Source organism: Gemmatimonadaceae bacterium (assembly GCA_019637355.1).
Lineage (GTDB): Bacteria > Gemmatimonadota > Gemmatimonadetes > Gemmatimonadales > Gemmatimonadaceae > Pseudogemmatithrix.
On sequence record JAHBVT010000001.1, the window covers coordinates 1,605,963 to 1,629,150 of the forward strand.

Annotated in this window: 24 protein-coding genes; all 24 read right to left on the reverse strand. The window is 69.4% G+C overall.

The features are described 5' to 3' along the window. Nucleotides 1–16 precede the first annotated feature (16 nt). Nucleotides 17–1,783 carry a phosphoenolpyruvate--protein phosphotransferase gene (ptsP, locus tag KF689_07400; GenBank protein MBX3133192.1) on the reverse strand — a complete coding sequence of 589 codons (1,767 nt, stop codon included), beginning with the start codon at nt 1,781–1,783 and terminating at the stop codon, nt 17–19. Nucleotides 1,784–1,785: 2 nt separating this feature from the next. Continuing rightward, nucleotides 1,786–2,052, reverse strand: a complete 267-nt coding sequence (locus tag KF689_07405) for an HPr family phosphocarrier protein (protein MBX3133193.1) — start codon at nt 2,050–2,052, stop codon at nt 1,786–1,788. Further along, nucleotides 2,052–2,807 carry a PTS system mannose/fructose/sorbose family transporter subunit IID gene (locus KF689_07410; GenBank protein MBX3133194.1) on the reverse strand — a complete coding sequence of 252 codons (756 nt, stop codon included), beginning with the start codon at nt 2,805–2,807 and terminating at the stop codon, nt 2,052–2,054. The genes KF689_07405 and KF689_07410 overlap by 1 nt, the downstream gene beginning before the upstream one ends. Beyond that, the gene (locus KF689_07415) at nt 2,804–3,508 is read right to left on the reverse strand and encodes a PTS sugar transporter subunit IIC (GenBank protein ID MBX3133195.1); all 705 of its coding nucleotides are present in this window, start codon (nt 3,506–3,508) and stop codon (nt 2,804–2,806) included. The genes KF689_07410 and KF689_07415 overlap by 4 nt, the downstream gene beginning before the upstream one ends. Next, the gene (locus KF689_07420) at nt 3,505–3,996 is read right to left on the reverse strand and encodes a PTS sugar transporter subunit IIB (protein ID MBX3133196.1); all 492 of its coding nucleotides are present in this window, start codon (nt 3,994–3,996) and stop codon (nt 3,505–3,507) included. Before KF689_07420 ends, KF689_07415 begins: the two co-directional genes overlap by 4 nt. Further along, a complete protein-coding gene (locus KF689_07425) occupies nt 3,986–4,363 on the reverse strand; it encodes a hypothetical protein (GenBank protein MBX3133197.1) in 378 nt (125 codons plus the stop codon). Before KF689_07425 ends, KF689_07420 begins: the two co-directional genes overlap by 11 nt. Then, nucleotides 4,356–5,324, reverse strand: a complete 969-nt coding sequence (hprK, locus tag KF689_07430; protein MBX3133198.1) for an HPr(Ser) kinase/phosphatase — start codon at nt 5,322–5,324, stop codon at nt 4,356–4,358. The genes KF689_07425 and hprK overlap by 8 nt, the downstream gene beginning before the upstream one ends. Nucleotides 5,325–5,328: 4 nt before the next feature. After that, nucleotides 5,329–5,643 carry a hypothetical protein gene (locus KF689_07435; protein MBX3133199.1) on the reverse strand — a complete coding sequence of 105 codons (315 nt, stop codon included), beginning with the start codon at nt 5,641–5,643 and terminating at the stop codon, nt 5,329–5,331. Beyond that, nucleotides 5,643–6,758 (reverse strand): glycosyltransferase family 4 protein, encoded by a 1,116-nt coding sequence (locus tag KF689_07440; GenBank protein MBX3133200.1) that lies wholly within the window; start codon nt 6,756–6,758, stop codon nt 5,643–5,645. Before KF689_07440 ends, KF689_07435 begins: the two co-directional genes overlap by 1 nt. Beyond that, on the reverse strand, nt 6,755–7,174 hold the full coding sequence (gene nusB / locus KF689_07445; GenBank protein ID MBX3133201.1) for a transcription antitermination factor NusB: 420 nt from the start codon (nt 7,172–7,174) through the stop codon (nt 6,755–6,757). The genes KF689_07440 and nusB overlap by 4 nt, the downstream gene beginning before the upstream one ends. Further along, on the reverse strand, nt 7,174–7,659 hold the full coding sequence (locus tag KF689_07450; GenBank protein ID MBX3133202.1) for a 6,7-dimethyl-8-ribityllumazine synthase: 486 nt from the start codon (nt 7,657–7,659) through the stop codon (nt 7,174–7,176). Before KF689_07450 ends, nusB begins: the two co-directional genes overlap by 1 nt. After that, on the reverse strand, nt 7,659–8,858 hold the full coding sequence (locus KF689_07455; GenBank protein ID MBX3133203.1) for a bifunctional 3,4-dihydroxy-2-butanone-4-phosphate synthase/GTP cyclohydrolase II: 1,200 nt from the start codon (nt 8,856–8,858) through the stop codon (nt 7,659–7,661). Before KF689_07455 ends, KF689_07450 begins: the two co-directional genes overlap by 1 nt. A gap of 2 nt (nt 8,859–8,860) precedes the next feature. Beyond that, nucleotides 8,861–9,457, reverse strand: coding sequence for a riboflavin synthase (locus KF689_07460; GenBank protein ID MBX3133204.1), 597 nt, complete (start codon nt 9,455–9,457; stop codon nt 8,861–8,863). Nucleotides 9,458–9,476: 19 nt separating this feature from the next. Then, nucleotides 9,477–10,574 (reverse strand): bifunctional diaminohydroxyphosphoribosylaminopyrimidine deaminase/5-amino-6-(5-phosphoribosylamino)uracil reductase RibD, encoded by a 1,098-nt coding sequence (gene ribD, locus KF689_07465; GenBank protein MBX3133205.1) that lies wholly within the window; start codon nt 10,572–10,574, stop codon nt 9,477–9,479. 14 nt (nt 10,575–10,588) lie between these two features. Further along, entirely contained in the window at nt 10,589–11,554 is a 966-nt protein-coding gene (locus KF689_07470) for a hypothetical protein (protein MBX3133206.1), read from the reverse strand. Nucleotides 11,555–11,571: 17 nt separating this feature from the next. Further along, nucleotides 11,572–12,606: a phosphoribosylformylglycinamidine cyclo-ligase gene (purM, locus tag KF689_07475; GenBank protein MBX3133207.1), complete on the reverse strand. Its 1,035-nt coding sequence runs from the start codon at nt 12,604–12,606 to the stop codon at nt 11,572–11,574. After that, nucleotides 12,603–13,520, reverse strand: coding sequence for a bifunctional hydroxymethylpyrimidine kinase/phosphomethylpyrimidine kinase (locus tag KF689_07480; GenBank protein ID MBX3133208.1), 918 nt, complete (start codon nt 13,518–13,520; stop codon nt 12,603–12,605). Before KF689_07480 ends, purM begins: the two co-directional genes overlap by 4 nt. Before the next feature lie 191 nt (nt 13,521–13,711). Then, nucleotides 13,712–15,355, reverse strand: coding sequence for an arginine--tRNA ligase (locus tag KF689_07485; GenBank protein ID MBX3133209.1), 1,644 nt, complete (start codon nt 15,353–15,355; stop codon nt 13,712–13,714). Next, a complete protein-coding gene (locus tag KF689_07490; protein ID MBX3133210.1) occupies nt 15,352–15,714 on the reverse strand; it encodes a hypothetical protein in 363 nt (120 codons plus the stop codon). Before KF689_07490 ends, KF689_07485 begins: the two co-directional genes overlap by 4 nt. A 38-nt stretch (nt 15,715–15,752) precedes the next feature. Then, nucleotides 15,753–16,829: a hypothetical protein gene (locus KF689_07495; protein MBX3133211.1), complete on the reverse strand. Its 1,077-nt coding sequence runs from the start codon at nt 16,827–16,829 to the stop codon at nt 15,753–15,755. Nucleotides 16,830–16,833: 4 nt separating this feature from the next. Beyond that, entirely contained in the window at nt 16,834–18,444 is a 1,611-nt protein-coding gene (locus KF689_07500; GenBank protein MBX3133212.1) for a methylmalonyl-CoA mutase, read from the reverse strand. A gap of 5 nt (nt 18,445–18,449) precedes the next feature. Beyond that, nucleotides 18,450–19,460: a class 1 fructose-bisphosphatase gene (gene fbp, locus KF689_07505; protein ID MBX3133213.1), complete on the reverse strand. Its 1,011-nt coding sequence runs from the start codon at nt 19,458–19,460 to the stop codon at nt 18,450–18,452. 64 nt (nt 19,461–19,524) lie between these two features. Continuing rightward, nucleotides 19,525–21,762 carry a DNA internalization-related competence protein ComEC/Rec2 gene (locus tag KF689_07510; protein ID MBX3133214.1) on the reverse strand — a complete coding sequence of 746 codons (2,238 nt, stop codon included), beginning with the start codon at nt 21,760–21,762 and terminating at the stop codon, nt 19,525–19,527. A 73-nt stretch (nt 21,763–21,835) separates the two neighbouring features. Beyond that, nucleotides 21,836–23,176, reverse strand: coding sequence for a tRNA (N6-isopentenyl adenosine(37)-C2)-methylthiotransferase MiaB (gene miaB, locus KF689_07515; protein MBX3133215.1), 1,341 nt, complete (start codon nt 23,174–23,176; stop codon nt 21,836–21,838). Between the last annotated feature and the right edge of the window lie 12 nt (nt 23,177–23,188).

Below are 23,188 nucleotides of genomic sequence, written 5' to 3' on the forward strand. Positions count from 1 at the left end.
CTGAAGGTTAACGCGCCTAGCTGAGGCCGAGCAACCCGTCGAGCAGCTCCTCACCCAACTCGGCTTCGAGGTCTGCGCGCAGGATGGCTTCGGCCTCGCTTGCCGTGGCGGCGTCCACTGCCGCACGCGCGGCGCGGGCGGCTGCGGCCACGCTCACCCCACGCACGATGCGCTTGACCGCCGAGAGCCCCACCGCGGCCACGCTGAGCTGCCGGACGCCGAGGCCGATGAGGGCGTAGGCCATCATCGGCTGCGAGGCCATCTCGCCGCAGACGCTCACCGGCAGGCCAGCACCCTGCCCCACTTCCACCGTGCGCGCGATGAGGCGCAGGACGGCGGGATGCAGCGGCGTGAAGCGAGTCACCAGCGAGGCGTTGCCGCGGTCCACCGCCAGGGTGTACTGCACGAGGTCGTTGGTGCCGATGCTCAGGAAGGCGACATCCTGCACGAAGGTGTCGACGCAGACCGCGGCGGCGGGCGTCTCGACCATCACGCCCAACGGCACGTCCGCGCGGTGCGGCACCGCCTTGGCCGCGAGCTCGGCGGCCGCCTCCTGCATCAGGTAGCGCGCCTGCCGCACTTCATCCACCGCGACGACGAGCGGCAACATCACCTGCAGGTCGCCGTGCACGGCCGCCCGCATCAATGCCCGCAACTGCACCTTGAACAGTTCGGGCTCGTCGAGGCACATCCGGATGGCGCGCCAGCCCAGGAAGGGATTGGGCTCGTGCGGAAAGCCGCCGACCGGCAGCTTGTCGCCGCCTACGTCGTAGGTGCGAATCACTACCGGCTGCCCCGGGAAGGCCTCGACCACCTTGCGGTACGCGGCGTACTGCTCGTCCTCGGTGGGCATCGCGGTGCGACCGACGACGAGGAACTCGGTGCGCATCAGGCCAACGCCCTCGGCGCCGTGTCCGGCGGCGACGCCGGCTTCGTCAGGCAGGTCCACGTTGGCGCGCAGCGTGATGTGCGTGCCGTCGGTCGTGCGCGACTCGACGCCGACGAGCGTCGCCAACTCGGCCTGTGCCGCGGCCTCGCGCCGCGCGCGGTCGGCGAACTGCGAGAGCTCGGCGGCGGTGGGCTTCACCACGAGGCGGCCGTTGGTCCCGTCGAGGATGACGCGCTCGCCGGACTGGATGCGGCCCGTGGCGTCGATGAGCCCGACGACAGCCGGCAAACCGAGCGAGCGCGCGAGGATCGCCACGTGCGAGGTGCGCGTCCCGGCATCGGTGGCGATGCCGGCGATCGCACGACGGTCGAGCTGGATGGTGAGGCTGGGCGTGAGGTCGTGCGTGACGAGGATGGCGTTGGCGCCGGGCTCGAGGTCCACCGGGTCGTGGTCGGGGAGATCGAGCAGGATCGTCAGCAGGCGGATGTGCACGTCCACGAGATCGCCGACCCGCTCGCGCATCATCGGGTTGGTGCTGCGCCCGAAGTGGTCACGCCAGTCGAGCATCACGATGTCAAACGCCTTCTCGGCCGCCAGCTTCTTCTCCACCAGCGACTCGACCTGCTCGCGCAGGGAGGGATCCTCGAGGATGGAGATCTGCACGTCGAAGATCGCCGACTCGGCCTCACCGGCCTTCTCGGCGGCGCGGGACTTCACGGCGCGCAGGCGCTCGACGGCCTTGGCGCTGGCGGCGCGATAGCGGGCCAGTTCGTCGCTGACCTCGTGGTCGCCGAGCACACGGGCGTCCACGTCCGGCACCTCCCACCTGAGGAGGTGGGCGATGCCCACGACGATGCCCGGCGAGGCCGGGACGCCCGTAAGCGCGGCTGGCACCCTCAGTGCTCCCCGAAGCGCGAGGCGATGAGTTCCGCCAGTGCCTCGAGCGCGGCGGACGCGTCGTCGCCCTCGGCCTTGATGGTCACCGTCGACCCGCACTCGGCCGCCAGCATCATCACGCCCATAATGCTCTTGCCGTTCACCTCCAGCCCATCACGGCCCAGCGTGATGTGCGCGCCGAACTTCGTGGCGAGCTTCACGATCTCGGCGGCCGGGCGGGCGTGGATCCCGTTGGCATTCACGACCTCGACGTCACGTTGCAGCATCAGCGGACCACGGAGTAGAGGAGAAAGGCGGCGAGCACAAAGATGGCGAGACGCCAGCCCTCGTACTTGCCTTGGAGGCGGGTGACGATGACCGCACCGACAGCGACCGCCGCCAGCACCCCGCCCAGGAGGACGCGGCCCGGTCCCAGAATCTCTTTCGCGGCCACCGGAAGCGCGACCCCGGCCAGCAGGGCCAGGGCGCGCGCCACGTGCGGCGGCCCGTTGCGGAGGATGGGGTTGCCAAGCGCCTGCGCCATCCGCAGGCCCGCCTGCCACCCGGCGTGCAGGCCCCAGATCCGCAGGCCTAGGTGGCCGACATTGTAGGAAATCAGGAAGAGCAGGACGACTCCAGTCGGGGACATCCCCAATCCGAAGCCGAGCAGGGCGAGGGCCGAGCAGAACGGCAGCCACCCGGCCCAGACCAGCCGGTCGCCGACGGAGCCGAGCGGCCCGGGGGCGGCCACCCGGAAGCGGTCGATCTGCTCCGGTGGAGTGCCATCGAGCTCGGCGCGCACCAGCGCACCCACGGCCACCGAGGCGAGGTACGGGTGGGCGTTGAAGTAGCCGCTGTGCCGCAGCATCGCAGCGCGGTACGCCTCCCCGCCCCGCCCGCCGGGCAGTTGCCGTAGCGCCGGCTCCATCGCGAACGCGATGCCGTTGCCGAGCATCGTCTCGTAGTTCCAGACGCCTTGGATGCCGAGCAGGCGCACCAGGATTGCGGCGCGGGTGGACCAGGGCAGATGCGGCGCGTTCACCAGAGCCCTCCCGCAAGCGCAAAGCCGAGCACGAGTCCGCCGAGCAACCACCAGCGCGCGCCGGCGGTGGTGGACGTGACCTTCCAGACGGCGGCGAGGCCCACGGCCGAGGCAGCCGAGACAACCACGGCGCGCGAGAGCGTCCCGGGAAAGGTGAAGGTCTCGAGGATCGCGATGCGCAGCGGCGCGAACACCGCCAGCGCGGCGAAGGTCAGGATGCCACCGCGAATGAGGTCGGCGGTCATTCCGGCGAGCTGCAGCCCGATGACGGTGCGTCCGGATCCACGGGCGATGCCCGCCTGCTGCCGCCGCGCCCACTGCGCGTTCCAGCGTCGCAGCGCGATCATCGACAGCCCGCCGATCTGCGCGGTCACGAGGGCGGCCAGTGTCGCGATGGTCATCGCGGCCGGCGTGTTGTCCGGCGTGAGGGCGAAGAGCGCTCCGCCGACGACGGCGGCCGATCCCCACTCAGGATAGCGCGAGGCCCCGAAGGGCATCGACTCCAACGCGAAGAATTCCAGCGCGACGCCGACGACCAGACCGCGCAGCGGAAATCCCAGCATCGCCCCCGAGAGCGTGGCGGCGACGATGGGCCGCGAGATCATCGCCTGCGGGAAGCTGACCACGTCGAGCCCGAGCACCGCCCCGAGCACGGCGATGGGCACGAAGGGCAGCAGCTCCACCGCCAGTTCGGGCATCATCCGCTGCCGTCTCCGGTGAGGACCTGCTCCAGCGGGATCGGCGGCGCGGACGGCACGTCCTGCGCGCGCACCGTGACGCCACGCTCGGCCAGCGCGCGCAGCTCCGCCTCTTCGTCCGGCGTGAGGAACACGTAACGGAGGCGCGCCGTGCGCCCTTCCTTATGATGAATGCCGCCGATGGTCACGCAACGAATGTCCGGCACCTTGGCCTGCAGGGCCGCCATCGTCGCGATGTCGCCGGTGAGCAGCAGGCCGGCGCGCGCATCGGCGCGGTAGTCGGGGAGGCGGCGCGCGGCGCTCTCGACCGAGTCGAAGAACAGGTCCATCTCCGGCGGCACGCCCATCCGGTACAGCTCCTGTTCCCACTCCGAGTCCACGACGGCATCGTCCACCAACACGAGGAAGCCAAGATTGCAGGGCTGCCCCCACCCGACGACCACCTGGCCGTGGATCAGGCGGTCGTCGATGCGGAAGTGCTCAAGCGCCACGCGGCGGCTCCAGCGCGGCCAGCGCCTCTCGGCCCTTCGCGACGGCTTCCTCCACGCTGGCACCCATCGCGAAGGCGAGCAGCGTCGGCAAGGTGACGCCGGTGACGAGCGTGATGCCGGGCTCGAGCTTGGTCATTCGGCGCACGGTCATCGTGCAGCTGCCGGCGGGCAGGTCGGTGAAGACGACGGTGGCGCCGCTGGCGGCTAGCGCCTCGCGGATGGCGGCGTCGATGGCGGCGGGGGCGAGGCCGGTGTTGCTCACCGGCACGAACTGGTGCCCGAGCCCAGTGATCTGATCGACGGCGGCGATCAGGCCCTGTGCGAAGGTGGCGTGGCCCGCGACCACGGCCCGCGGTGCGTCACTCATCGTCGTCGAGCAGGTAGCGCTGCACGTCGGCCTTCTCGCGCAGGTGGCCCTTGAGGCGCTCGTTGAAAGTGTGCGCCGGATCCTCCCCGCTGTAGCGCAGCAGGTGGTTCATCGCGATGACCTCGGCCACGACCGTGATGTTCTTGCCGGGATTCAGCGGCACGGTGATGCGCGGGATCGGCACACCGAGGATCTCGGTGGTGACGGTGTCGAGCCCGGTACGCTCCACCGGCATCCCTTCCTTCCACTGCTGGAGGTGCACGATCACCTCGATGCGCTTCTGCTGGCGCACCGCGCGGATGCCGAAGATCGCGCGCACGTCGATCAAGCCGACGCCGCGGATCTCCATAAAGTGCCGCTGCAGCGGGTGGCCCGACGCGATGATGACATCGGCGCCCTTGCGGCGCGCGATGACGACGTCGTCGGCGACCAGCCGGTGCCCGCGCTCCACGAGGTCGAGCACGCACTCGCTCTTGCCGATGCCGCTCTGCCCGGTGAAGAGCAACCCCACGCCGTACACGTCGGCGAGCGATCCGTGCAGGTTGGTGGACGGCGCGAAGCTGTCCTCGAGGAAGGGCGCCAGGCGATGGTAGAAGTCCTGCGTCTTCAGCTGTGAACGCAGGATGGCGATGCCAGACTCGCTCGCCAGCTCAGCCATTCCCTCGGGGAGTTCCTGGCCCTTGGTCACCATCACGCAGGGAATCGGAAAGCCGAAGAAGGCCTTGAGATTGTTGCGACGCTCGGCCGGGCTGAGCGACTTGAGGTAACTGACTTCGGTCTCGCCGAGCACCTGGACGCGTTCGTGGACGAAGCGACCGGTGTAGCCGGCGAGGACGAGCCCCGGGCCCGACGCATCGTCGGTTTCAATGGGGCGCTCGAGCCCGGCGGCGCTGCCGAGCAGGTCGAGCTGCAGCTCGTCCTTGAGTCGCTCAAAGAGGGCGCCGACCGTCAACGTGGGCATCAGCTCAGACGCGCGGGGAACGCTTGCCGCCGGGCCGGCCGTGCGAGCGCTTCTCGCGCGAGGCCTGGGCGTTGACCTTGGCAATGGCGGCGGTGAGTGAGGGGCCGTAGAAGCGCCCTTCGCCCTTGCCCATCAGGTCCTTGTGCCTGGGTGCCCGCAGCGTGACGGTGATGCGGCGCGTCTTGCCGTCCTGCTCGAAGCGAATGATGCCTTCCACGATCCGCGGGATGCGCGCGGCCGCCCGTTCGACGGCGCGAAGGGCGCGCTTGCGCATATACGGCGAGACGTCCGCGTGATGCGAATGGATGACGATTTCCACTAGGCCGCTCCTCCCCCGTTGATCACCGAGAGCAGGTGCGCCTCCGTCTCGCGGGCGCATCGGTCCCAGGTGAAGGACTCCGCGAAGGCCCGTGCCTTCGCGCCCATCTGCACCACCATCGCGGGATCTGCCGCGAGGCGATCGTAGGCCGCCGCCATCGCCGCCACGTCGCCGTGCCGCACCAGGAACCCCGTCTCGCCGTGCCGCACCGACTCGCGGATGCCCGGCGAATCCGACGCCACCACCGGCGTCCCGCAGGCCTCCGCTTCCACGTTGGTCAGGCCCCACCCTTCCTTGGGCGACGCCAAGGACACCACCCAGGCGCGGCGCAGCAAGGCCAGCTTCTCTTCCTCGGTAACGAAGCCAAGAAAACGTACGCGCGCACCGAGGGCAAGCGAGTCCGCCAGGCGCTCCAGCGCCGGCCGATAGTCCCCCGCCCCGGCGATCTCCAGGATGGCATCGGGACGCGCCATCTTGGCGAAGGCCCGGATGACCAGGTCCACACCCTTGTACTTCTTAAGGCGGCCGAGATACGCGATGGTTGGCACGGGAGCCCGGACGCTAGCATCCGGCGTGTAGTAGTCGAAGCTCACGCCAGGCGGGATGACCCGCACCAGCCCGCGCGCGATGCCTCGCGCGACGAGGTCATCGGCCGTGCTCTCGCTGATGGCCTGGAACGGGACGCCGCGGTACATCCACGGGATGGGCCGCTCGGAGAGCCAGACGGCGCCGGCCAGGACGGGATTCAGTTCCTGGAATGCCGCGCCGCCGAACAGGTGCGGCACCACGACGACCGTGCGTTGCGGCCCGCTCCAGCGCGTGGTGAACAGCGGCATCTTGTTGATGTCCTCGTACAGCACGTCAAAGCCGCGATGGGCCAGGTGCCGCTCCCAGTAGCGGCGGGCGAGCAGCGCGAAGGTCTGCCGCGTCCCGACGCGATGGATCTCGACGCCGCCGCGCTGCCCGCGCACCGGGCAGCCGGGCCAACCACCGCAGAGTAGCACGACCTCGTGTCCCCAAGCCGCGAGGCGCTCGAGGATCTCGTGCAAGTGCGTCTCGGCGCCACCGCCGAGCGGATTGTCGAGGTCCTGCCAGTTGACCGCGACGAGCTTCAAGAGAGCTGACCCATCCGCCGGGCCAGCGCGTCGAGGACTCCGTTCACGAAGCGGGCGCTGGGCCCAGACCCAAAACGCTCGGCGAGCCGCACGCATTCCTGGATGACCACGCGCGGCGGCGTGCCGCCCTGCGTGAGCTCGGCGGCGCCCAGGCGCAGCACGCAGCGCTCGATGTGCCCGAGCCGCTCCAGCCGCCAGTTCGTGGTCACCTCGGCGAGCTCGGCGTCCATCGTGGGTTGGTCGGCGACGATGAGCTGGATGAGGCGCTCGGCGAACTCCCGCTCGTCGGGTGCGATGGCGAGGTCGTCCCACACGAGATGGGCGACGCGGGGCAATGGCGTGGATTCCTTGCGCACGTCCCAGGCGTACAGCGCCTGCAGGGCGCGCACGCGCCCACGGGTCTCGACGCGGGCCATCAGTCGTCCGCGCCGGCGGCGAGGTCGAGGCGGCCGAAAAGGTCGGCCATCTCGAGCGCGGCGAGTGCCGCGTCCCAGCCCTTGTTGCCGTGCGCACCGCCGGCGCGGGCCTCGGCCTGCGCCATCGTGTCCGTCGTCAGCACGCCCATCCCGATCGGCACGCCAAACTCGCCCTGCAGCAGCGCCAAGCCGCGGTTGGCCTCGCCCGCGACGAAGTCAAAGTGCGGCGTCTCGCCGCGGATGACCGCCCCGACGGCGACCGCGCAGTCGTAGCGCTCCGTCTGCAGCGCCTTCATCACGGCGGGCGGCAGCTCCCAGGCCCCCGGGACCCAGATGACGTCTACGTCATCGAGCTTGGCCCCGTGCTTGAGGCAGCACTCCAGCGCGCCGTCGGCGAGCTTCTGCGTGACGTGCTCGTTGAAGCGGCTGACGACGATGACCACCCGACGGCCCTCGGCCGTCGGCACCCCGATGAACTCCGGCATCAGACCGCCCGCAGGTGACCGAGCTTGGTGCGCTTGGTCTCGAGGTACTCGGCGTTCTCGCCGTTGGACGGCGAGATGATCGGCACGCGCTCGCCGAGCGTGAGGCCGTAGCCTTCGAGCCCGACGAGCTTCTTGGGATTGTTCGTGATCGGCCGGATGGAGTGCAGGCCGAGGTCGAGCAGGATCTGCGCACCGATGCCGTAGTTCCGCAGGTCAGGCGCGAAGCCCAGCTTTTCGTTGGCCTCGACCGTATCGGCGCCTTCGTCCTGCAACTGGTAGGCCTTGAGCTTGTTGAGCAGGCCGATGCCGCGGCCCTCTTGGTCGAGGTACACGATCACGCCCTTCCCCGCCTGCACGACGAGGCGCATCGCCTCGTGCAACTGCCAATGGCAGTCGCAGCGCAGGGAATGGAAGGTGTCGCCGGTGAGGCACTTGGAGTGCATCCGCACGAGCACGTCGTCGGCGCCAGCCACGTCGCCGTACACCAGCGCGACGTGCTCGCGCTGGTCGACGTCGTTCCGGTAGCCGACGAGGCGGAACTCCCCGTACTCGGTGGGCAGGCGAGCCTCGGCCTCGCGGTGCACGAGCCGCTCGTGCTGCAGGCGGTGGGCGACGAGCTGGGCCACGGTGATGAACGTGAGGCCGTGTTCCTTGGCGAAGGCCTCGAGGTCCACGCGCTTGGCGGTGGAGCCGTCGGCCTTGAGGATCTCGCAGATGACGCCGGCGGGCTGGAGCCCGGCGAGGCGCATCAGATCCACAGCCGCTTCGGTGTGACCGACGCGCTGGAGCACGCCGCCCTCACGCGCACGCAACGGATGCACGTGGCCGGGGCGACGCAGGTCCGAGGGGGCGCTCTTGGGGTCGGCGACGAGCCGGATGGTCGTGGCCTGGTCGCTGGCGCTGATGCCGGTGGTCACACCGTGGCGCGATGCGCCGTCTACGGTGACGGTGTAGGCCGTGCGCAGCGCATCGGTGTTCTCCGAGCCCATCATCTCGAGGTTCAGCGCGGTGACGCGCTCCGGGCTCAGCGCGACGCAGATCATCCCCTTGGCCTGCATCAGGAAGTTGACCATCGGCGGCGTGATGAACTCCGCCGCGCAGATGAGGTCGCCTTCATTCTCCCGGTCTTCGTCGTCGGCGACGACGATGAACTTGCCGGCCTTGAGGTCGTCAATGGCCTGCTCGATGGTCCCGAACATATTCACGTCTTGAGTAAGGGCGCCGCGAGGCGCTTGAGATGCTTGGCGAGGACGTCCGCCTCCAGATGAACCCGGCTCCCGGGCCGGAGGCTCCCGAGCGTGGTGTGTTGCAGGCTGTGGTCGATGACGCTCAGCCGCAACACGTTGGCGGCGGGCAGGTCCACGACCGTCAGGCTGACGCCGTCCACGGCGATGGAGCCGCGCGGCACGAGGAGTTCGTCCACCTCGTCCGGCACGCGCAGGTCGATGATGCAGGCGTCGTCACGGCGCTCGGCGGCAATCACCTCGCCCACGTCGTCCACGTGCCCCTGCACGATGTGGCCGCCGAGGCGGTCGCCGACGGCTAGCGCGCGCTCGAGGTTGAGTCGCGTACCCACCGTCCAGCTGCCGATAGTCGTGCGATCCAGTGTGGTGACGACCGCGGCGACGGTGAAGCGCCCGGGCGCGAACTCGCGCACCGTCAGGCAGGCGCCGTTGCAGGCGATGCTCTCGCCCAGCGTGAGTCCGTCGTAGGGCGCGGCGATCACAAGCTCACGCCCAGCCTCCGTGGTGGAGACTGCGACGACCTCGCCGACCGCTGTGATCAAGCCTGTGAACATCGAGCCCCGCAGGGTGGAATCAGCGGGATGCCGACGCGTAGACGGTAAGCCAATCGGTGCCGAGACGCTCCTCGTGCAGCACCGACCACGCGGCATCCCCCTCGGCTGGCGGCAGGACCTTCCCGACACCGGCGAGGGCGTCGGCCCCCAGTGGGACCGGCGTCCGAAAGATAACCAAGCGGTCGACGAAGTTCCCCTCGATGAGAGCCGTGGCCAGCCGGTCCCCCGGTTCGGCGAAGAGGTGCCGAACACCGCGGGCGCGCAGGGCCGCGAGGTGCGCGGCCAAGCCGTCGGCCACGCTGACCTCGACGCCGGCGGCGGTGAGCGCCGCCAGCCGCTGCGGGTCGGGCCGCTCGGCCAGCACCGCCACCGGCAGCTCGCGAGCCGTGCGCACCAGTTGCGAGGTCAGCGGCAGGCGGGCCTCGCGGTCCAGCACAAGGCGCTTGGGCGGCACCCGAGGCTCCGGCGCGTCGCGGACGGTGAGGGCGGGATTATCGGCCAAGACCGTGCCGATCCCGACGAGAATCGCATCGGCACCGGCACGCAGGTGATGCACGTGGCGGCGCGCCTCGGCGCCGGTCAGCCACTGCTGCCGCGCGCCGCCAGCGGGTGCAACGGCACCCTCGGCGGAGAGCGCGAGCTTGAGCGTGATGAAGGGGCGGTCCTGCCGGCGCGCGGCGAAGAGGAACGGCGCGTTGAGGTCCTCGGCGGCCGCAGTCTCCACGCCGACGGTGACTTCGATGCCGGCCGCCTGGAGCGCTTCGATGCCCCCGGCCGCGACGGGATTCGGATCACGCACGGCGACGATGACGCGCCGGACCTTGGCCTTGATCAACGCGTCCGTGCAGGGCGGCGTCTTGCCGTGATGCGCACAGGGTTCGAGCGTCACGTAGACGTCGGCGTCGCGCGCGCCCTTCTTGGGCAGCGCGGCAAGCGCTGCGGCTTCCGCGTGCGGCCCGCCGTAGCGCGCGTGCCAGCCTTCGGCGATGACCTGTCCATCGCGAACGACGACGGCGCCGACCATAGGGTTCGGCGCCGTCTGCCCCCAACCGCGCCGCGCCAAGTCGAGCGCGCGGCGCATATAGGCCGCGTCTTGCGCGGCGTCGGCTGGGGTCACGAGGTCAGCAGCGGTCAGAAGTTGATGCGGATACCGACGGTCCCGTACGTCCGCGAGGCATCGGCCGGCGTCGAGTAGTTGTTGTACGTCGGTGCGCTGCCACCGCTCACCTGGCCCACCTCACCCACGATCTTGATGAGGAAGAGGTTCAGCGCCACGGTGCCGTACATCGTGGTGCGCTCCATCGCCTGGTTGGCCGAGAACGAGCCGGTCTGGCTGCCGCCGTCGACCGACGCGGTGACGTCGGCGCCGAAGTCATACTTGTCGCGCCCGTAGCCGGCGCCGAGCTGGAGCAAGAAGAGATTCTTCTGCGCCGAGATGCGCCACGACGACGTCTTCACGCTCAGGTTGTTGATGGCCAGGTTGTCACCACCATCCGTGTATGCCTGGAGATCAAGCGTCGGCATATTGCGCCGCATATACGAGACGGCGATGCCCGGGAGCAGCGCAGACTGCTGGAGCAGCCCGACGCGGGCGCCAAGGCCGATTGCCAGCGAGCCGCCGGGCGCCGCAACGCTGAAGTCGCCCTCGGAAATCTCCGGCACGTAGGTCGCGCCGCCGATGAGATCGATGCCGCCGATGCGGGTGATGCCGAGATTGAAGCCCTTGGTCAAGCCGAGTGCGAAGTCCACCGTGGGCAATCCGACGATCTGGTCCTCAGTTTCATAGTCTTGCGCCGGCCCGACCGGTCCCGCCGCGAGGTCGTCGATCACCGGACGGCTGCCCATAATCGCGTTCGCGCGCAGCGCGATCGCGAAGTGCGGAAAGCCACCGAGGTTCGTTCCGATGCCCAGCGTGTGGCTACCGCCAACGAGGGAGGTGCCGAGTTGCGGGGCCATATACAGCAGGTAATCGCGGCCGACGGCGCAGGCGTTGCCGGCGTTCGCATCACCTGTGGTGCAACCCTGAGCAATCGCGGCGGACGGCGCAGAAAAGGTCAGCGCGGCAGCGGCGAACGAGGCAACGAGAATACGACGCATTGAGTTCAGCTCCGTGGCTAAACGAGGTGGACCCGCCCCGTACCGGGACGGATGTGGCCGATGGTCCAGTTTGCGACACCGGCCTGCGTTGCAACATCACGAATATAGGATGCACCGGCTGTGTCGGTAATCACAATCATCCCGATGCCCATATTGAAGGCGCGGTACATCTCCGCACGGTCAACCTGCCCGGCCTGCTCCAGTACCCTGAACAAGGGTGGAATGTCCCAACTGCCCGTGTCCACCACGGCGTCAAGATGTGACGGCAGGGCGCGGTCGAGATTGCCGGGGATTCCCCCGCCGGTGATGTGGGCCATCGCGTGAATGCGACCTAGCGCACCACCGAGCACCGGCAAGTAGGAGCGATGGACGGCCAACATCACGTCGGCGACGGTCTTGCCGCCGTGTTCGGGGAACGGATCGTGTGGCCCGAGCTTGAGGCGCTCGCTGATGATGCGCCGCGCCAACGAGTAGCCGTTGGTGTGGCAGCCGGTGGACGCGAGGCCGACGAGCACGTCGCCGTCCTTGACGCCCGCGCTGGTGATGACCTCGTCCTCTTCCACCCAGCCGACGATGAAGCCGGCCAAGTCATAGTCCGGCGGCGTGTACACGCCCGGCATCTCGGCGGTCTCGCCGCCGATGAGCGACGCGCCGTTCTCGCGGCAGCCTGCGCTGACGCCGGCCACGACGCCCTCCACCACCGACGGAATCAGCTTGCCGAACGCGACGTAATCCAAGAAGAACAGCGGCTTGGCGCCCTGCACCAGAATGTCGTTGACGCAGTGGTTGACCAGGCAGTGCCCGATCGTATCGTGGCGGTCCGCCTCGATGGCGGTCTTGATCTTGGTGCCCACGCCGTCGGCGCTGGCCACCAGCAGCGGCTGGCGCGCACCCTCCGGCACCCGGAACATCCCACCGAATCCACCGAAGGCACCGCGCGCGCCGGCCGTGAACGTGCTCTCGACCAGCTTCTTGATGCGGTGCTTCGAGTCGTCCGCGGCGTCGATGTCGACGCCGGCGCTCGCGTAGGTCAGCTTCTCGTCGGCGCTCACGCGTTCAGCGCCCGGTCGAAGGTGACCAATTGGTGGAACTCCCCGACGCGGCGCTCGATGTCGTCGGCGCTGACCTCCAGCAGCCGCTGGAGCGAGAAGCCCTCGACGACGAACGATCCCATCGCCGAGCCCACGACGACCGCGCGACGCATATTGGCCTCCGAGAGATCGCCCGTGCGAGCCAACCAGCCCATAAAGCCGCCGGCAAACGAATCGCCAGCCCCAGTCGGATCGAAGACGCTCTCCAGCGGGTACGCCGGCGCGAAGAACACGCTGCTCGCGGTGAACATAAACGCGCCGTGTTCCCCCTTCTTGATGAGCACGGTCTTAGGCCCGCGGGCGAGGATCCAGCGCGCCGCCTGCACGAGGTTGGCCTGCTCGGTGAGCTGCCGCGCCTCGGCGTCGTTGAGCGTGATGAGGTCCACCTTGCCGAGCAGGTCGAGCAGGTCCGCGCGGCGCGACTCGATCCAGAAGTTCATCGTGTCGCAAGCCACCAGCCTGGGCTTCTCGACCTGTCCGAGCACCTCGAGCTGCAGGCGCGGGTCGATGTTGGCGAGGAACACATACTCGGCCGAGCGGAACTGCGTGGGAATCTTGGGCCGGAAGTGCGAGAATACGCCGAGGCGCGTCTCCAGCGTCTCGGCGGAGTTGAGGTCGTGCCGGTAGCGACCGCGCCAGCGGAACGACTCGCCCTCGGCCGTCTCGAGGCCGGCGAAGTCGATGCCGCGGGCCTTCAGCGGCTCGAGCTTCTCCATCGGGTAGTCGCTGCCGACGACGCCGACAAGCTGCACCGGCGTCTGGTGCGAGGCCGAGGCGGCGAAGTAGTTGGCCGAGCCGCCGAGGACCTCGTCGGCTTTGCCGAAGGGAGTCTCAACGGAATCGAGGGCGACGCTACCGACAACGAGAACGGACATTGGACGGAAGACGGAGGACTTAAGACGGAGGACGGAAGGGAACGGCACCTGCCACGGCAACTGCAGCCGCACCTGCAACTGCGACCGCACCTACAACTGCGACCGCACCTACAACTGCGACCGCACCTACAACTGCGACCGCACCTACAAACCCAACCGCGCCTACCATCCCAACCGCAGCCGCAGGAAAACTACATCCTCTCCGGGGCGGCGATGCCGAGCAGGGCGAGGCCGTTGCTGAGCGTGATGCGCACCGCCTTGGCGAGGGCGAGGCGGGCCTGCATCACTTCCGGCGCCTCGCCGAGGACGTGGTGCTTGTGGTACCAGGTGTGCACGAGGCGCGCGGTTTCGAGCAGCCAGTTGGCCACGCGATGCGGCTCGAGGTTCTCGGCCGCCGTCGCCACGAAGGCCGGCCAGTCGAGGATCGCCTTCACCAGCTCGCGTTCCTCAGGCGTGTCGAGCGCGGCCCAGTTCACGCCGTCGCCGGTGATGGCGTTCACGTCCACCTCGCCGACGCGAAAGATGCCGCAGACGCGAGCGTGGGCCATCTGGATGTAATAGACCGGATTCTCTTCGCTCTGCGAACGCGCGAGGTCCACGTCGAACACCAGCTGGCTGTCGCCTTTGCGCATCAGGAAGAAGTACCGCACCGCATCGCGACCGACTTCGTCGATGAGGTCCCGCACGGTGACGTAGCTGCCGGCGCGCTTGGAGATCTTCACCTCCTCGCCACCTCGCACCACCGTGACCATCTGGTGCAGCACATACTCCGGATAGCCCTGCGGGATGCCCATCTCCAGCGCCTGCAGGCCGGCGCGCACGCGGGCCGTGGTGCCGTGATGATCCGCGCCCTGCACATTGACGGCGCGCGTGAAGCCGCGCTGGAACTTGGTCACGTGATAGGCGACGTCCGGAACGAAGTACGTGTAAGTGCCGTCGCGCTTGCGCATCACGCGGTCCTTGTCGTCCCCGTAGTCGGTGGTGCGCAGGTACAGCGCGCCATCGTCCTCGAAGGTGTGGCCCTTGGCCTGCAAGGCCGTGACGGTCTTTTCCACCAAGCCGTCGGTGTACAGCGAGCTCTCGAGGTAGTAGACGTCGAACTTCACGCCGAAGGCGCGCAGGTCGAGGTCCTGCTCCTTGCGCAGCTCGCGCACGGCCACCGTCTGCACCTGCGCGAGGTCGTCGCCGCGCGGATCATTCGGGAACTCGCGGGCGTAAGTCTCCGCGATGTCCTTGATGTACTCGCCGTGGTAGCCGCCCTCGGGAATCTCGAGCGGCTCTCCGGCGCGCTCACGCAGCCGTGCCTGCGTGCTCTTCGCCAGGTTGGCGATCTGCACACCGGCATCGTTGTAGTAGAACTCTCGCGTGACGTTCCAGCCCTGCGACTGCAGCAGCGCGGCGATCGAATCGCCCAGCGCGGCCTGCCGGCCGTGGCCGACGTGCAACGGGCCCGTGGGATTCGCCGAGACGAACTCCACGTTCGCGACCTTCCCCGCCCCGCCGGTGCCGCGGCCGTACTCGCTGCCCGCGGCGAGCACGCGGGCGAGTCCGCTCGCGAGGTCACCGGCGTCGAGCCGGAAGTTGATGAAGCCCGGGCCGGCGACGCTGATGTCCGACACCCCGGCTGCCTTGCGGTCCAGCGAAGCCACCAGTTGCTCGGCGATGTCGCGGGGCTTCTTGCCCAGCGGCTTGGCCAGCGTCATCGCGACGTTCGAGGCCCAGTCGCCGTGCGCGGGATCGCGCGGGCGTTCGAGCGCGACCTTGAGGTCGTCGGGGGCACCGAGCGAGACGGCGGCGCGCAGCAGCGCGTCGCGGAGGCGGTCCAGTTCGCTCACGAGGCGCTGCTCGCGCCGCCGCTGCCGGAACCGCCAGAGGTGGGGGACGACGGTGCGGCGCTCGCTGGCGCCGACGCCGGTGCCGCTGCAGGCGCGGGCGTCGCCGGTGTGCCACTGGGCTTCGCGGCACCGCCGCCCGACTTGTCCGTCGTGGCGCGCTGGTCCTTCTTGCCGTCCTTGCCGTAGTCGGTGATGTAGAAGCCGGAGCCCTTGAAGAGCAGGCCCGATCCCGCGCTCACGCGGCGCGTGGCCGCGGCCCCACAGCTGGGGCACGGAATCTCGGGCTTGGCATCACTGATCTTGAGGACGAAGTCCTCGGACTCGTGCCCCTCAGGGCAACGGTACTCGTACGTCGGCATCGGTGCGGAACAGGCGTAAGGTGTGGAGCCTGTTAAACTTAGCGGTCCCGCAGGAGGCGTTCAAGCCGCTGGGTGACGCGTTCGGGGAGCGTGAGCTCGTCGGCGATGGCCGCAATCTCCTCGGCTTCGCGCCAGACGGCCTCGAGCGCGGCAAGTTCGCCTTGCAGCGCGCGACGTTCGGTTTCCTCGTGGGCGGCCATCTCGAGGGCGAGGCGGATGGGCTTGTCGAGTTCGCCGAGCTGCCAGCTGCGCTCGAAACTCGTCGAGCGCCCGGACCACTTCACGCCGTCGATGAACATTCGCTCCGGCCCGCCTTTGGACTCGAGCCAGTGCACCGCCTCCTGCACCGTGCCCTTGAGGCCTCCGGAGGCATTGACCTCCGGTAGAATCGCGCGGAGCGCGTCGAGCGCTGCCGGGCCGCGGACGCGCCGCACCTTTTCCAGACTGCTGTCCTTGCCGAACATCTTGTGGCTTGGCCCGAAACCTCGGCGGTCCGGGACGCCGGGGCGACTCATTGCCTCGATGCTCCAGCCCGACGGAGAATCCGCGTCTGCCACGATCCGCGTGCTCCGGATATGGCCGCGCGTCAGGATGAATGGCCCGAACTCGTCCCGGTGACTGACCACGACCTTCCGGTCGTCGTACGAGTTCTTGAGCATCGAGTAGATGTTGAGCGGCATCGAGGCGACGCCACCAAAGGTGACGCCAAGCAACGGTCCCGCCGCGGCGTATCCCGCGAACGCTGCCGCACCAACGCCGAACCACATCGCGGTCCTCCGCCAGCGCGTGCTGAACCGCTCGCCGTAGCGCCACGCCGCGAACTCCGGCCGCAGTGGCTCGCCGATGCGGATCAGCTCGGTGCCGTCGCGCAGCCTGGCCAACCCGATGTGGTCGGTGGTGACCCGCATCCGGGCGTCGCGGTACAGCCGCTCCCCTTCCTCGATGGCCTCCCAGCGCGTCTCGAAGGGCGAGAGGTTCCACTGGCGGCAGGCCGGGCAGACGACCCACAGCCGGCCCTTCGCTTGGTCAAAGGCGAGACGACGCCCGACCGGGAAGTGCTCGAGGCATTCGTTGCGGCCGAGCGGCGCGTGGCAGAAGGTGCAGGTGGAGTACATCCCGCTACGCCGGCCGGTACTCTCCCCACACCCCGCGCAGCACATCGGAGATCTCCCCGACGGTCGCCCGCGCCTTCACCGCTGCGATGATCAGCGGCATCAACGGTTCGCGCGTCGCAGACTCCGAAGCGTAGGCCGGTGCCGCCGCCGCAATCGCATCCAGCGCCGCCCGCACGGCCGTCGCGTCGCGCACGGCCTTCACCTTGGCGAGCCGCTCGCGCTGGCCTTGCTCCAAGGCCGAGAAATCGGGCGCGGGAATGATCGGCGGCTCGGCGCCGTCGCCGAACTTGTTCACGCCGACGATCACGCGGCTGCCCTGCTCCACCGCGAGCTGGAACTCGTACGCCGACCGGCCAATCTCCTCTTGGAAGAACCGCGCGTCGATCGCCGCCGAGCTGCCGCCGAGCTCCTCGACCTGGCCGAGCAGCGCGAGGGCGCGGCGCTCGACCTCATCGGTGAGCGACTCCACATAGTAGCTGCCTGCCAGCGGGTCCACGGTCTGCGCGACGCCGCTCTCATACGCGGCGATTTGCTGCGTGCGCAGCGCCAGCGTCGCGGCCTCGGCGGTGGGAAGCGCCAGCGCCTCGTCGTAGCCGTTGGTGTGCAGCGACTGCGTGCCGCCGAGTGTGGCGGCCAAGGTCTGCACGGCGACGCGCACCACGTTGTTGAGCGGCTGCTGCGCCATCAGCGTGACGCCGCCGGTCTGCGTGTGGAATCGCAGCTTGCAGGAGGCATCGCTGGCGCCGTAGCGCTGGCGCATCAGCGTGGCCCACATCCGGCGCGCGGCGCGGAACTTGGCGACTTCCTCGAAGAGATCGTTGTGGCAGGCAAAGAAGAAGCTCAGCCGCGGCGCGAAGTCGTCCACCTTGAGGCCGGCGTCCACGGCGCGCTGCACGTAGGCGAGCGCGTTGGCGAAGGTGAAGGCCAACTCCTGCACCGCGGTGGCGCCGGCCTCGCGGATATGGTAGCCGGAGATGGAGATGGGATTCCAACTCGGCATCTCCGCGGCGCAGAACCGGAACGACTCGGCGATCAGCGCCAGCGAAGGCTCGGGCGGATAGATGTACGTCCCGCGCGCGATGTATTCCTTGAGGATGTCGTTCTGGATGGTGCCACTGAGCTTGGCCCGAGGAATGCCGCGCTCCTCGGCCACCACGACATACATCGCCAGCAGCACGCAGGCCGTGGCGTTGATGGTCATTGACGCCGAGACGCGGTCCAGCGGCAGGTCGGCGAGGAGCAGGTGCATATCCTCGACCGAATCGATGGCGACGCCCACGCGACCGACTTCGCCCAAGGCGCGCGGCGAGTCGGAGTCCAATCCCATCTGCGTGGGCAGGTCGAAGGCGGTGGAGATGCCGGTCTGCCCCGCCTCGAGCAGCAGCTTGAAGCGCGCGTTGGTCTCCTGCGCCGTCCCGAAGCCGGCATACTGGCGCATCGTCCAGAGCCGGCCACGGTACATCGTGGGCTGCACGCCGCGCGTGAACGGGAACTGCCCGGGATCGCCAAGCCGCGCGGTGTACGCCGCATCGGGCGTGGCCGGGCGGTACACGGGCGCGATCGGGATGCCGCTCGGGGAGAGCGCTTCCGCCGGCGCGGACTTCTTGTCGCTCACGTCGCTCACCCCTTGGCCAGCATCTCGGCCGCAATCTCCACGTCGGCCTTGGAGCCGACGAAGTACGGCGAGCGCTGATGCAGCTTGGTCGGCTGGACCTCGAGAATGCGACGCTGGCCATCGATGGCCGCGCCGCCGGCCTGCTCACAGATGAAGGCGAGAGGGTTGCACTCGTAGAGCAGGCGGAGCTTGCCGTCGGGGCTCTTCGTGTTGGCGGGATACGCAAAGAGACCGCCACCCAGCAAGTTGCGATGGAAGTCCGCCACCAGCGAGCCCACGTAGCGCACGTTCATCGACTGGCGCTTGCCGTCGAGCCCGCGGTAGCGGCGCATCAGGGCGCGCACCGGGTCGGACCAGTCCTGTTCATATGCATCGTTCACGCTGAGATACCGGCCGTGCTCCGGGATCCGCATATCGGGATGCGAGAGCAGGAACTCGCCGATCGAGGGGTCGAGCGTGAAGCCGTGCACGCCGCGGCCGGTGGTGTACACCAGCATCGTGCTCGAGCCGTAGATGACGTAGCCAGCCGCCACCTGCTTGAGGCCCGGCTGCAACGCGTCTTCCATCGTGGCGCGTTCCCCCTCGCTCACCTTCTTGAGCACCGAGAAGATCGTCCCCACCGGCACGTTCACGTCAATGTTGGACGATCCGTCGAGCGGGTCGAAGAGCAGCACGTACTTGCCGCGCTTGAACTTCTCGGGGATGTGGATGAGTTCCGGTTCCTCTTCGGACGCCATCGCGCAGAGGCGGCCGCCGTGGTCCAGCGCCTTCACGATGATGGTGTTGGCGATGACGTCGAGCTTCTGCTGGGCCTCGCCCTGCACGTTGTCGCTGCCCTGGGCGCCGAGGATGTCGACGAGGCCGGCCAGGCGCACCTTGCTGGCGATCATCTTGCTGGCCAGCGCGAGGTCGTAGAGGATGCCCGAGAGCTCACCGGTGGCGTCGGGGAAGCGACGCTCTTGTTCGATGATGTAGCGCTCGATGGTGACGACGGAGTAATCGGTGTGGTTGACCACGATCGGACGGATGACGGAGGACGGAGGCGACAGGCCGATTGAGTAAGGTCTCGCATCTCGTTGGCTACGGCAATGGCGAGAGCCTCTCCCGAATGCTCCAGCGGTGACCGGCAGCTTCCACCTCCAGGCGCTCGCCGTCGGTGCGGACGATCACGGTGCCGAGTTGGTCGGTGCGGAGGACAGTGGCACCCAGTGCCACGAAGCGTTGCATCACCTCGGCGGCCGGGTGGCCGTAGGTGTTGGCGGTGCCGACGGAGACCAGGGCGAGACGAGGCGAGACGGCCTCGACGAAGGCGGGCGTGCTGCTCGTGCGCGAGCCGTGGTGGCCGGCCTTGAGCACGTCGGCGCGCAGCGCGTCGGGGTCCTGCGCAAGCAGCCAGTCCTCCAGTCGGTGCTCGGCGTCGCCGGTGAGCAGGAACCTCCGGTTGCCGTAGCGCACGCGGAGCACGGTGCTGGCCTCGTTGGGATCGCTGAGCGCGACGGTCCACGCGGAGTCGGGCGCGAGGAAGTCGAAGTGCGCGCCGTCGATCTCCACGGACTCGCCGGGCCCGACGCGCTGCCAGCGGGCGCCGACATCGCGTGCGGCGCGCAGCATCTCGGCGTAGGGGCCGCTGCCGGCGACGAATGCGGCATCGCGCAACTCCGACGGACGCAGCGCACGTACGACGCTGGCCGCGCCGCCGACGTGGTCGGCGTGCGGATGCGTGAGCACGAACATCGCCAACGCCCCGCCCTGCCGACGCAGGTAGGGCACCACCGTGCTGCGGCCGGCGTCACCGCTGCGCCAGGTGCGACCGGCGTCGATGACGACCCAGCGGCCGCGGGGTGTGCGCACGGCGATGGCATCACCTTGGCCGACATCGAGCAAGTGGAGCTCGAGCGGCCCGGCTCCACCGAGGCGCGGATCAGGCACCCACACGAGGAGGCCCGCGAGCGCGACGGCGACGGTGGCCCACGGTGCCCAGTGCCGCGCCCAGGCCGCGGCCACCGCAGCGCCGACGGCCGCCGCCGCGATGCACGCCGCCACGAACGTCGGTGCGACGGTGATGGCCGCGAACGGCATCGCGGCGGATACACTGGCCACGGCATCAAGCGCACCAAGCAGCGGGGCGGCGGCATCGGCGACGAAGCGCCCGATGGCGTCACCGGGGACGAGCATCGCGAGAAACAAGGTCGGCTGCATCACGGCCACGACTGGGCCGGCGGCCAGGTTGCTCACCACACCCACGAGACTGAGCCGTCCGAAGTGCCAGGCCACCAAGGGCGCGGTCGCGGCCGTGGTGTAGAGGCCGACCATCACCTCGCCAAGCACGCGGGCGCGCCACCCGCGCCAACGCTCGGGCGTGAGGCGTCGCGCGGTGCGTCCGGCTGCCATCACGCCCGCGTAGCCGGCGACGGAGAGTTGCCATCCCAGTTCGAGCACCGTGCGCGGTTGCAGCAAGGGCGCCGTCGCCGCGAGAGCGAACAGCGCCCACGGTGAGGTCGGACGCTGCATCCAGCGCGTGCTGCTCACGGCCGCGAAGAGCGCCGCACTCCGTAGCGCGGCCGGCGGCGCGCCGATGGCCAGCACGTACAGCGCGACCAACACCACCGCCAGCGCGCGCCCGCCGCGCGGCGGCAGTCGTAGCGCTTCGACCAACAACAGCAGCGCCCCCGCGATGATGCCCACGTGGAGGCCCGAGATCGCCAGCACGTGCACGAGACCGGCATCGGTGAAACGTTCGCGCAGTTCCGGCGCCAGCCCCTGCGTGTCGGCGATGAGCAGCGCCCGGGCGAGACCCGCCCGCTCGCCAAAGCGTCGGTCGAGCGAGGCGGCCACGTGATTGCGCCAGCGCGCCAGGGGCCGCGGCCCGCGGCGCAGCTGAACCGTCCCGTCGCGCAGCAACAGGCCGCGCGGCCCGGCCGAGGGCTCCGCGCCGGTGACCATCACCACGCTGCCGGCGGGCGCCCTGCCCTGCCGCACCGCAATCGACACGCGAAGCACGCAGGCGTCGGTGACGAGCTTGGCGGTCGCGAAGCCCCCGGGCGCGGCCTCCCGCAGGAGGCGTACCTCCCAACTGCGCGCGGCACGGGCCTGCTCCAAGCAGGCGGCGTCGGCCGCACGCAGATCCGCCCCGAGCGTCAGGGCTGCGGCGCCGATCAAGCCCAACGCGGCAGCAACCGCCCACCGCGCAGCCAGCGCAAGGAGCGCAAGCCCGGCGAACGCCGAGAGCAGCGCCAGCGCGCCGGTCCACGCCGAGCCGCCGAGTCCGAGCGCCGTCCCCGCCGCCCAGACCACCGCCGCAATGAACACGAGGGGCATCGAGACGCATCCTGCCGTCTCCGACACCCCTCATCGCATCACGACACCGCCGTCAGTGCTCTCGCGACGCGCGCTACCCCGCCATCGGCAGCGGCTGCCGTTCCTGCACGGGGGTGCCGGTGAAGGTCGCGCCCGTCGTGCCGGTGAGCTCCACCGTGAGATAGCTGCCGATCAGTTCCGGACTGCCGGGCACGAGCACGGTCTTGAAGTCGCGCGAACGGGCCTGGTAGAGATCGCCGCCCTTGCGCGCCTCCTTCTCCACCAGCACCTCCATCCGCTCGCCGAGGCGCCCGAGGTTCTTCTCGCGCGAGATGCCGCGGATGGTCGCCAACAGCTCAGTGTAACGCGCATCGACCACCGCGTCCGGAATCGTCCACTCGGCCGGCATCCGCGTGGCGGGCGTGCCTTCGCGCGCGGAAAACTTGAACGTGAACGCGTCGTCGAAGCGCACCTCGCGGCAGAGCGAGAGCGTGTCGGCGAACTCGTCGTCGGTCTCGCCCGGAAAGCCGACGATGATGTCGGTGGTCAAGCCGAGGCCCGGCATCGCGGCGCGCAGGCGCGCCACGCAGTCGAGGTACTCCTCGCGCGAGTAGCGGCGCAGCATCCGCTTGAGCATCGAGGTGGAGCCGGACTGCATCGGCAGGTGCACGTGCTCGCAGACGGTCGGCGTCTCGGCCATCGCGGCGATCACGCGGTCCGAGAAGTCGTTGGGATGGGGACTGGTGTACCGCACGCGGCGAATGCCGTCCACACGACCCACCGCGCGCAGCAGGTCGGCGAAATCGTGCGTGCCGTCGTGGTAGGAGTTTACCGTCTGACCGAGCAGCACCACCTCGCTGATGCCGCGCTGCGCGACCTCGGCCGTCTCGCGGACGACGTCGGCCAGCTTGCGCGAACGCTCGGGGCCGCGCGTGGTCGGCACGATGCAGTAGGTGCAGCGGTAGTCGCAGCCGCGCTGCACCGGGATCCAGGCCTTCACGCCCTCAAAGCGCCGCGCCGAGAAGTCCTCGTAATGCTCTTCGAGGTCGAAGTCGGTGGCGCTGAAGCGTTCGCCGTTGCGCGCGCCGTCGATCAGCGCCGGCAGCGAACGGTAGCCGTCGGGGCCGACGACCAATTGCACGCGCGTGTCCGTCTCGAGCAGGCGAGGGCCGAGGCGCTGCGCCATACAGCCGGTGACGCCGAGGACGGCGCCGGGCTTCAGGTCACGCCGCAGCTCGCCGAGGCGGCCAAGGACGCGCTGCTCCGCGTTGTCGCGGATGGCACAGGTGTTGACCAGCACCACGTCGGCGCCGTTGGGCGAATCGACCGCGGCATAGCCCTCGGCCTCCAGCCGCCCGTACATCAGCTCGGAATCGCTGACGTTCATCTGGCAGCCGTAGGTCTCGATATAGACGGTCGGGGAGGTGGTGCCCATAGCCGGAAATCT

Bases quoted from the DNA above. Each gene is read 5' to 3' on its own strand.
- KF689_07405 (MBX3133193.1), bottom strand. From the start codon at position 2,052: ATGCTGCAACGTGACGTCGAGGTCGTGAATGCCAACGGGATCCACGCC.
- KF689_07415 (MBX3133195.1), bottom strand. From the start codon at position 3,508: ATGATGCCCGAACTGGCGGTGGAGCTGCTGCCCTTCGTGCCCATCGCC.
- KF689_07425 (MBX3133197.1), bottom strand. From the start codon at position 4,363: ATGAGTGACGCACCGCGGGCCGTGGTCGCGGGCCACGCCACCTTCGCA.
- hprK (MBX3133198.1), bottom strand. From the start codon at position 5,324: ATGCCCACGTTGACGGTCGGCGCCCTCTTTGAGCGACTCAAGGACGAG.
- nusB (MBX3133201.1), bottom strand. From the start codon at position 7,174: ATGGCCCGCGTCGAGACCCGTGGGCGCGTGCGCGCCCTGCAGGCGCTG.
- KF689_07450 (MBX3133202.1), bottom strand. From the start codon at position 7,659: ATGCCGGAGTTCATCGGGGTGCCGACGGCCGAGGGCCGTCGGGTGGTC.
- KF689_07455 (MBX3133203.1), bottom strand. From the start codon at position 8,858: ATGTTCGGGACCATCGAGCAGGCCATTGACGACCTCAAGGCCGGCAAG.
- KF689_07460 (MBX3133204.1), bottom strand. From the start codon at position 9,457: ATGTTCACAGGCTTGATCACAGCGGTCGGCGAGGTCGTCGCAGTCTCC.
- KF689_07470 (MBX3133206.1), bottom strand. From the start codon at position 11,554: ATGCGTCGTATTCTCGTTGCCTCGTTCGCCGCTGCCGCGCTGACCTTT.
- KF689_07480 (MBX3133208.1), bottom strand. From the start codon at position 13,520: ATGTCCGTTCTCGTTGTCGGTAGCGTCGCCCTCGATTCCGTTGAGACT.
- KF689_07490 (MBX3133210.1), bottom strand. From the start codon at position 15,714: ATGCCGACGTACGAGTACCGTTGCCCTGAGGGGCACGAGTCCGAGGAC.
- KF689_07495 (MBX3133211.1), bottom strand. From the start codon at position 16,829: ATGTACTCCACCTGCACCTTCTGCCACGCGCCGCTCGGCCGCAACGAA.
- KF689_07510 (MBX3133214.1), bottom strand. From the start codon at position 21,762: ATGCCCCTCGTGTTCATTGCGGCGGTGGTCTGGGCGGCGGGGACGGCG.
- miaB (MBX3133215.1), bottom strand. From the start codon at position 23,176: ATGGGCACCACCTCCCCGACCGTCTATATCGAGACCTACGGCTGCCAG.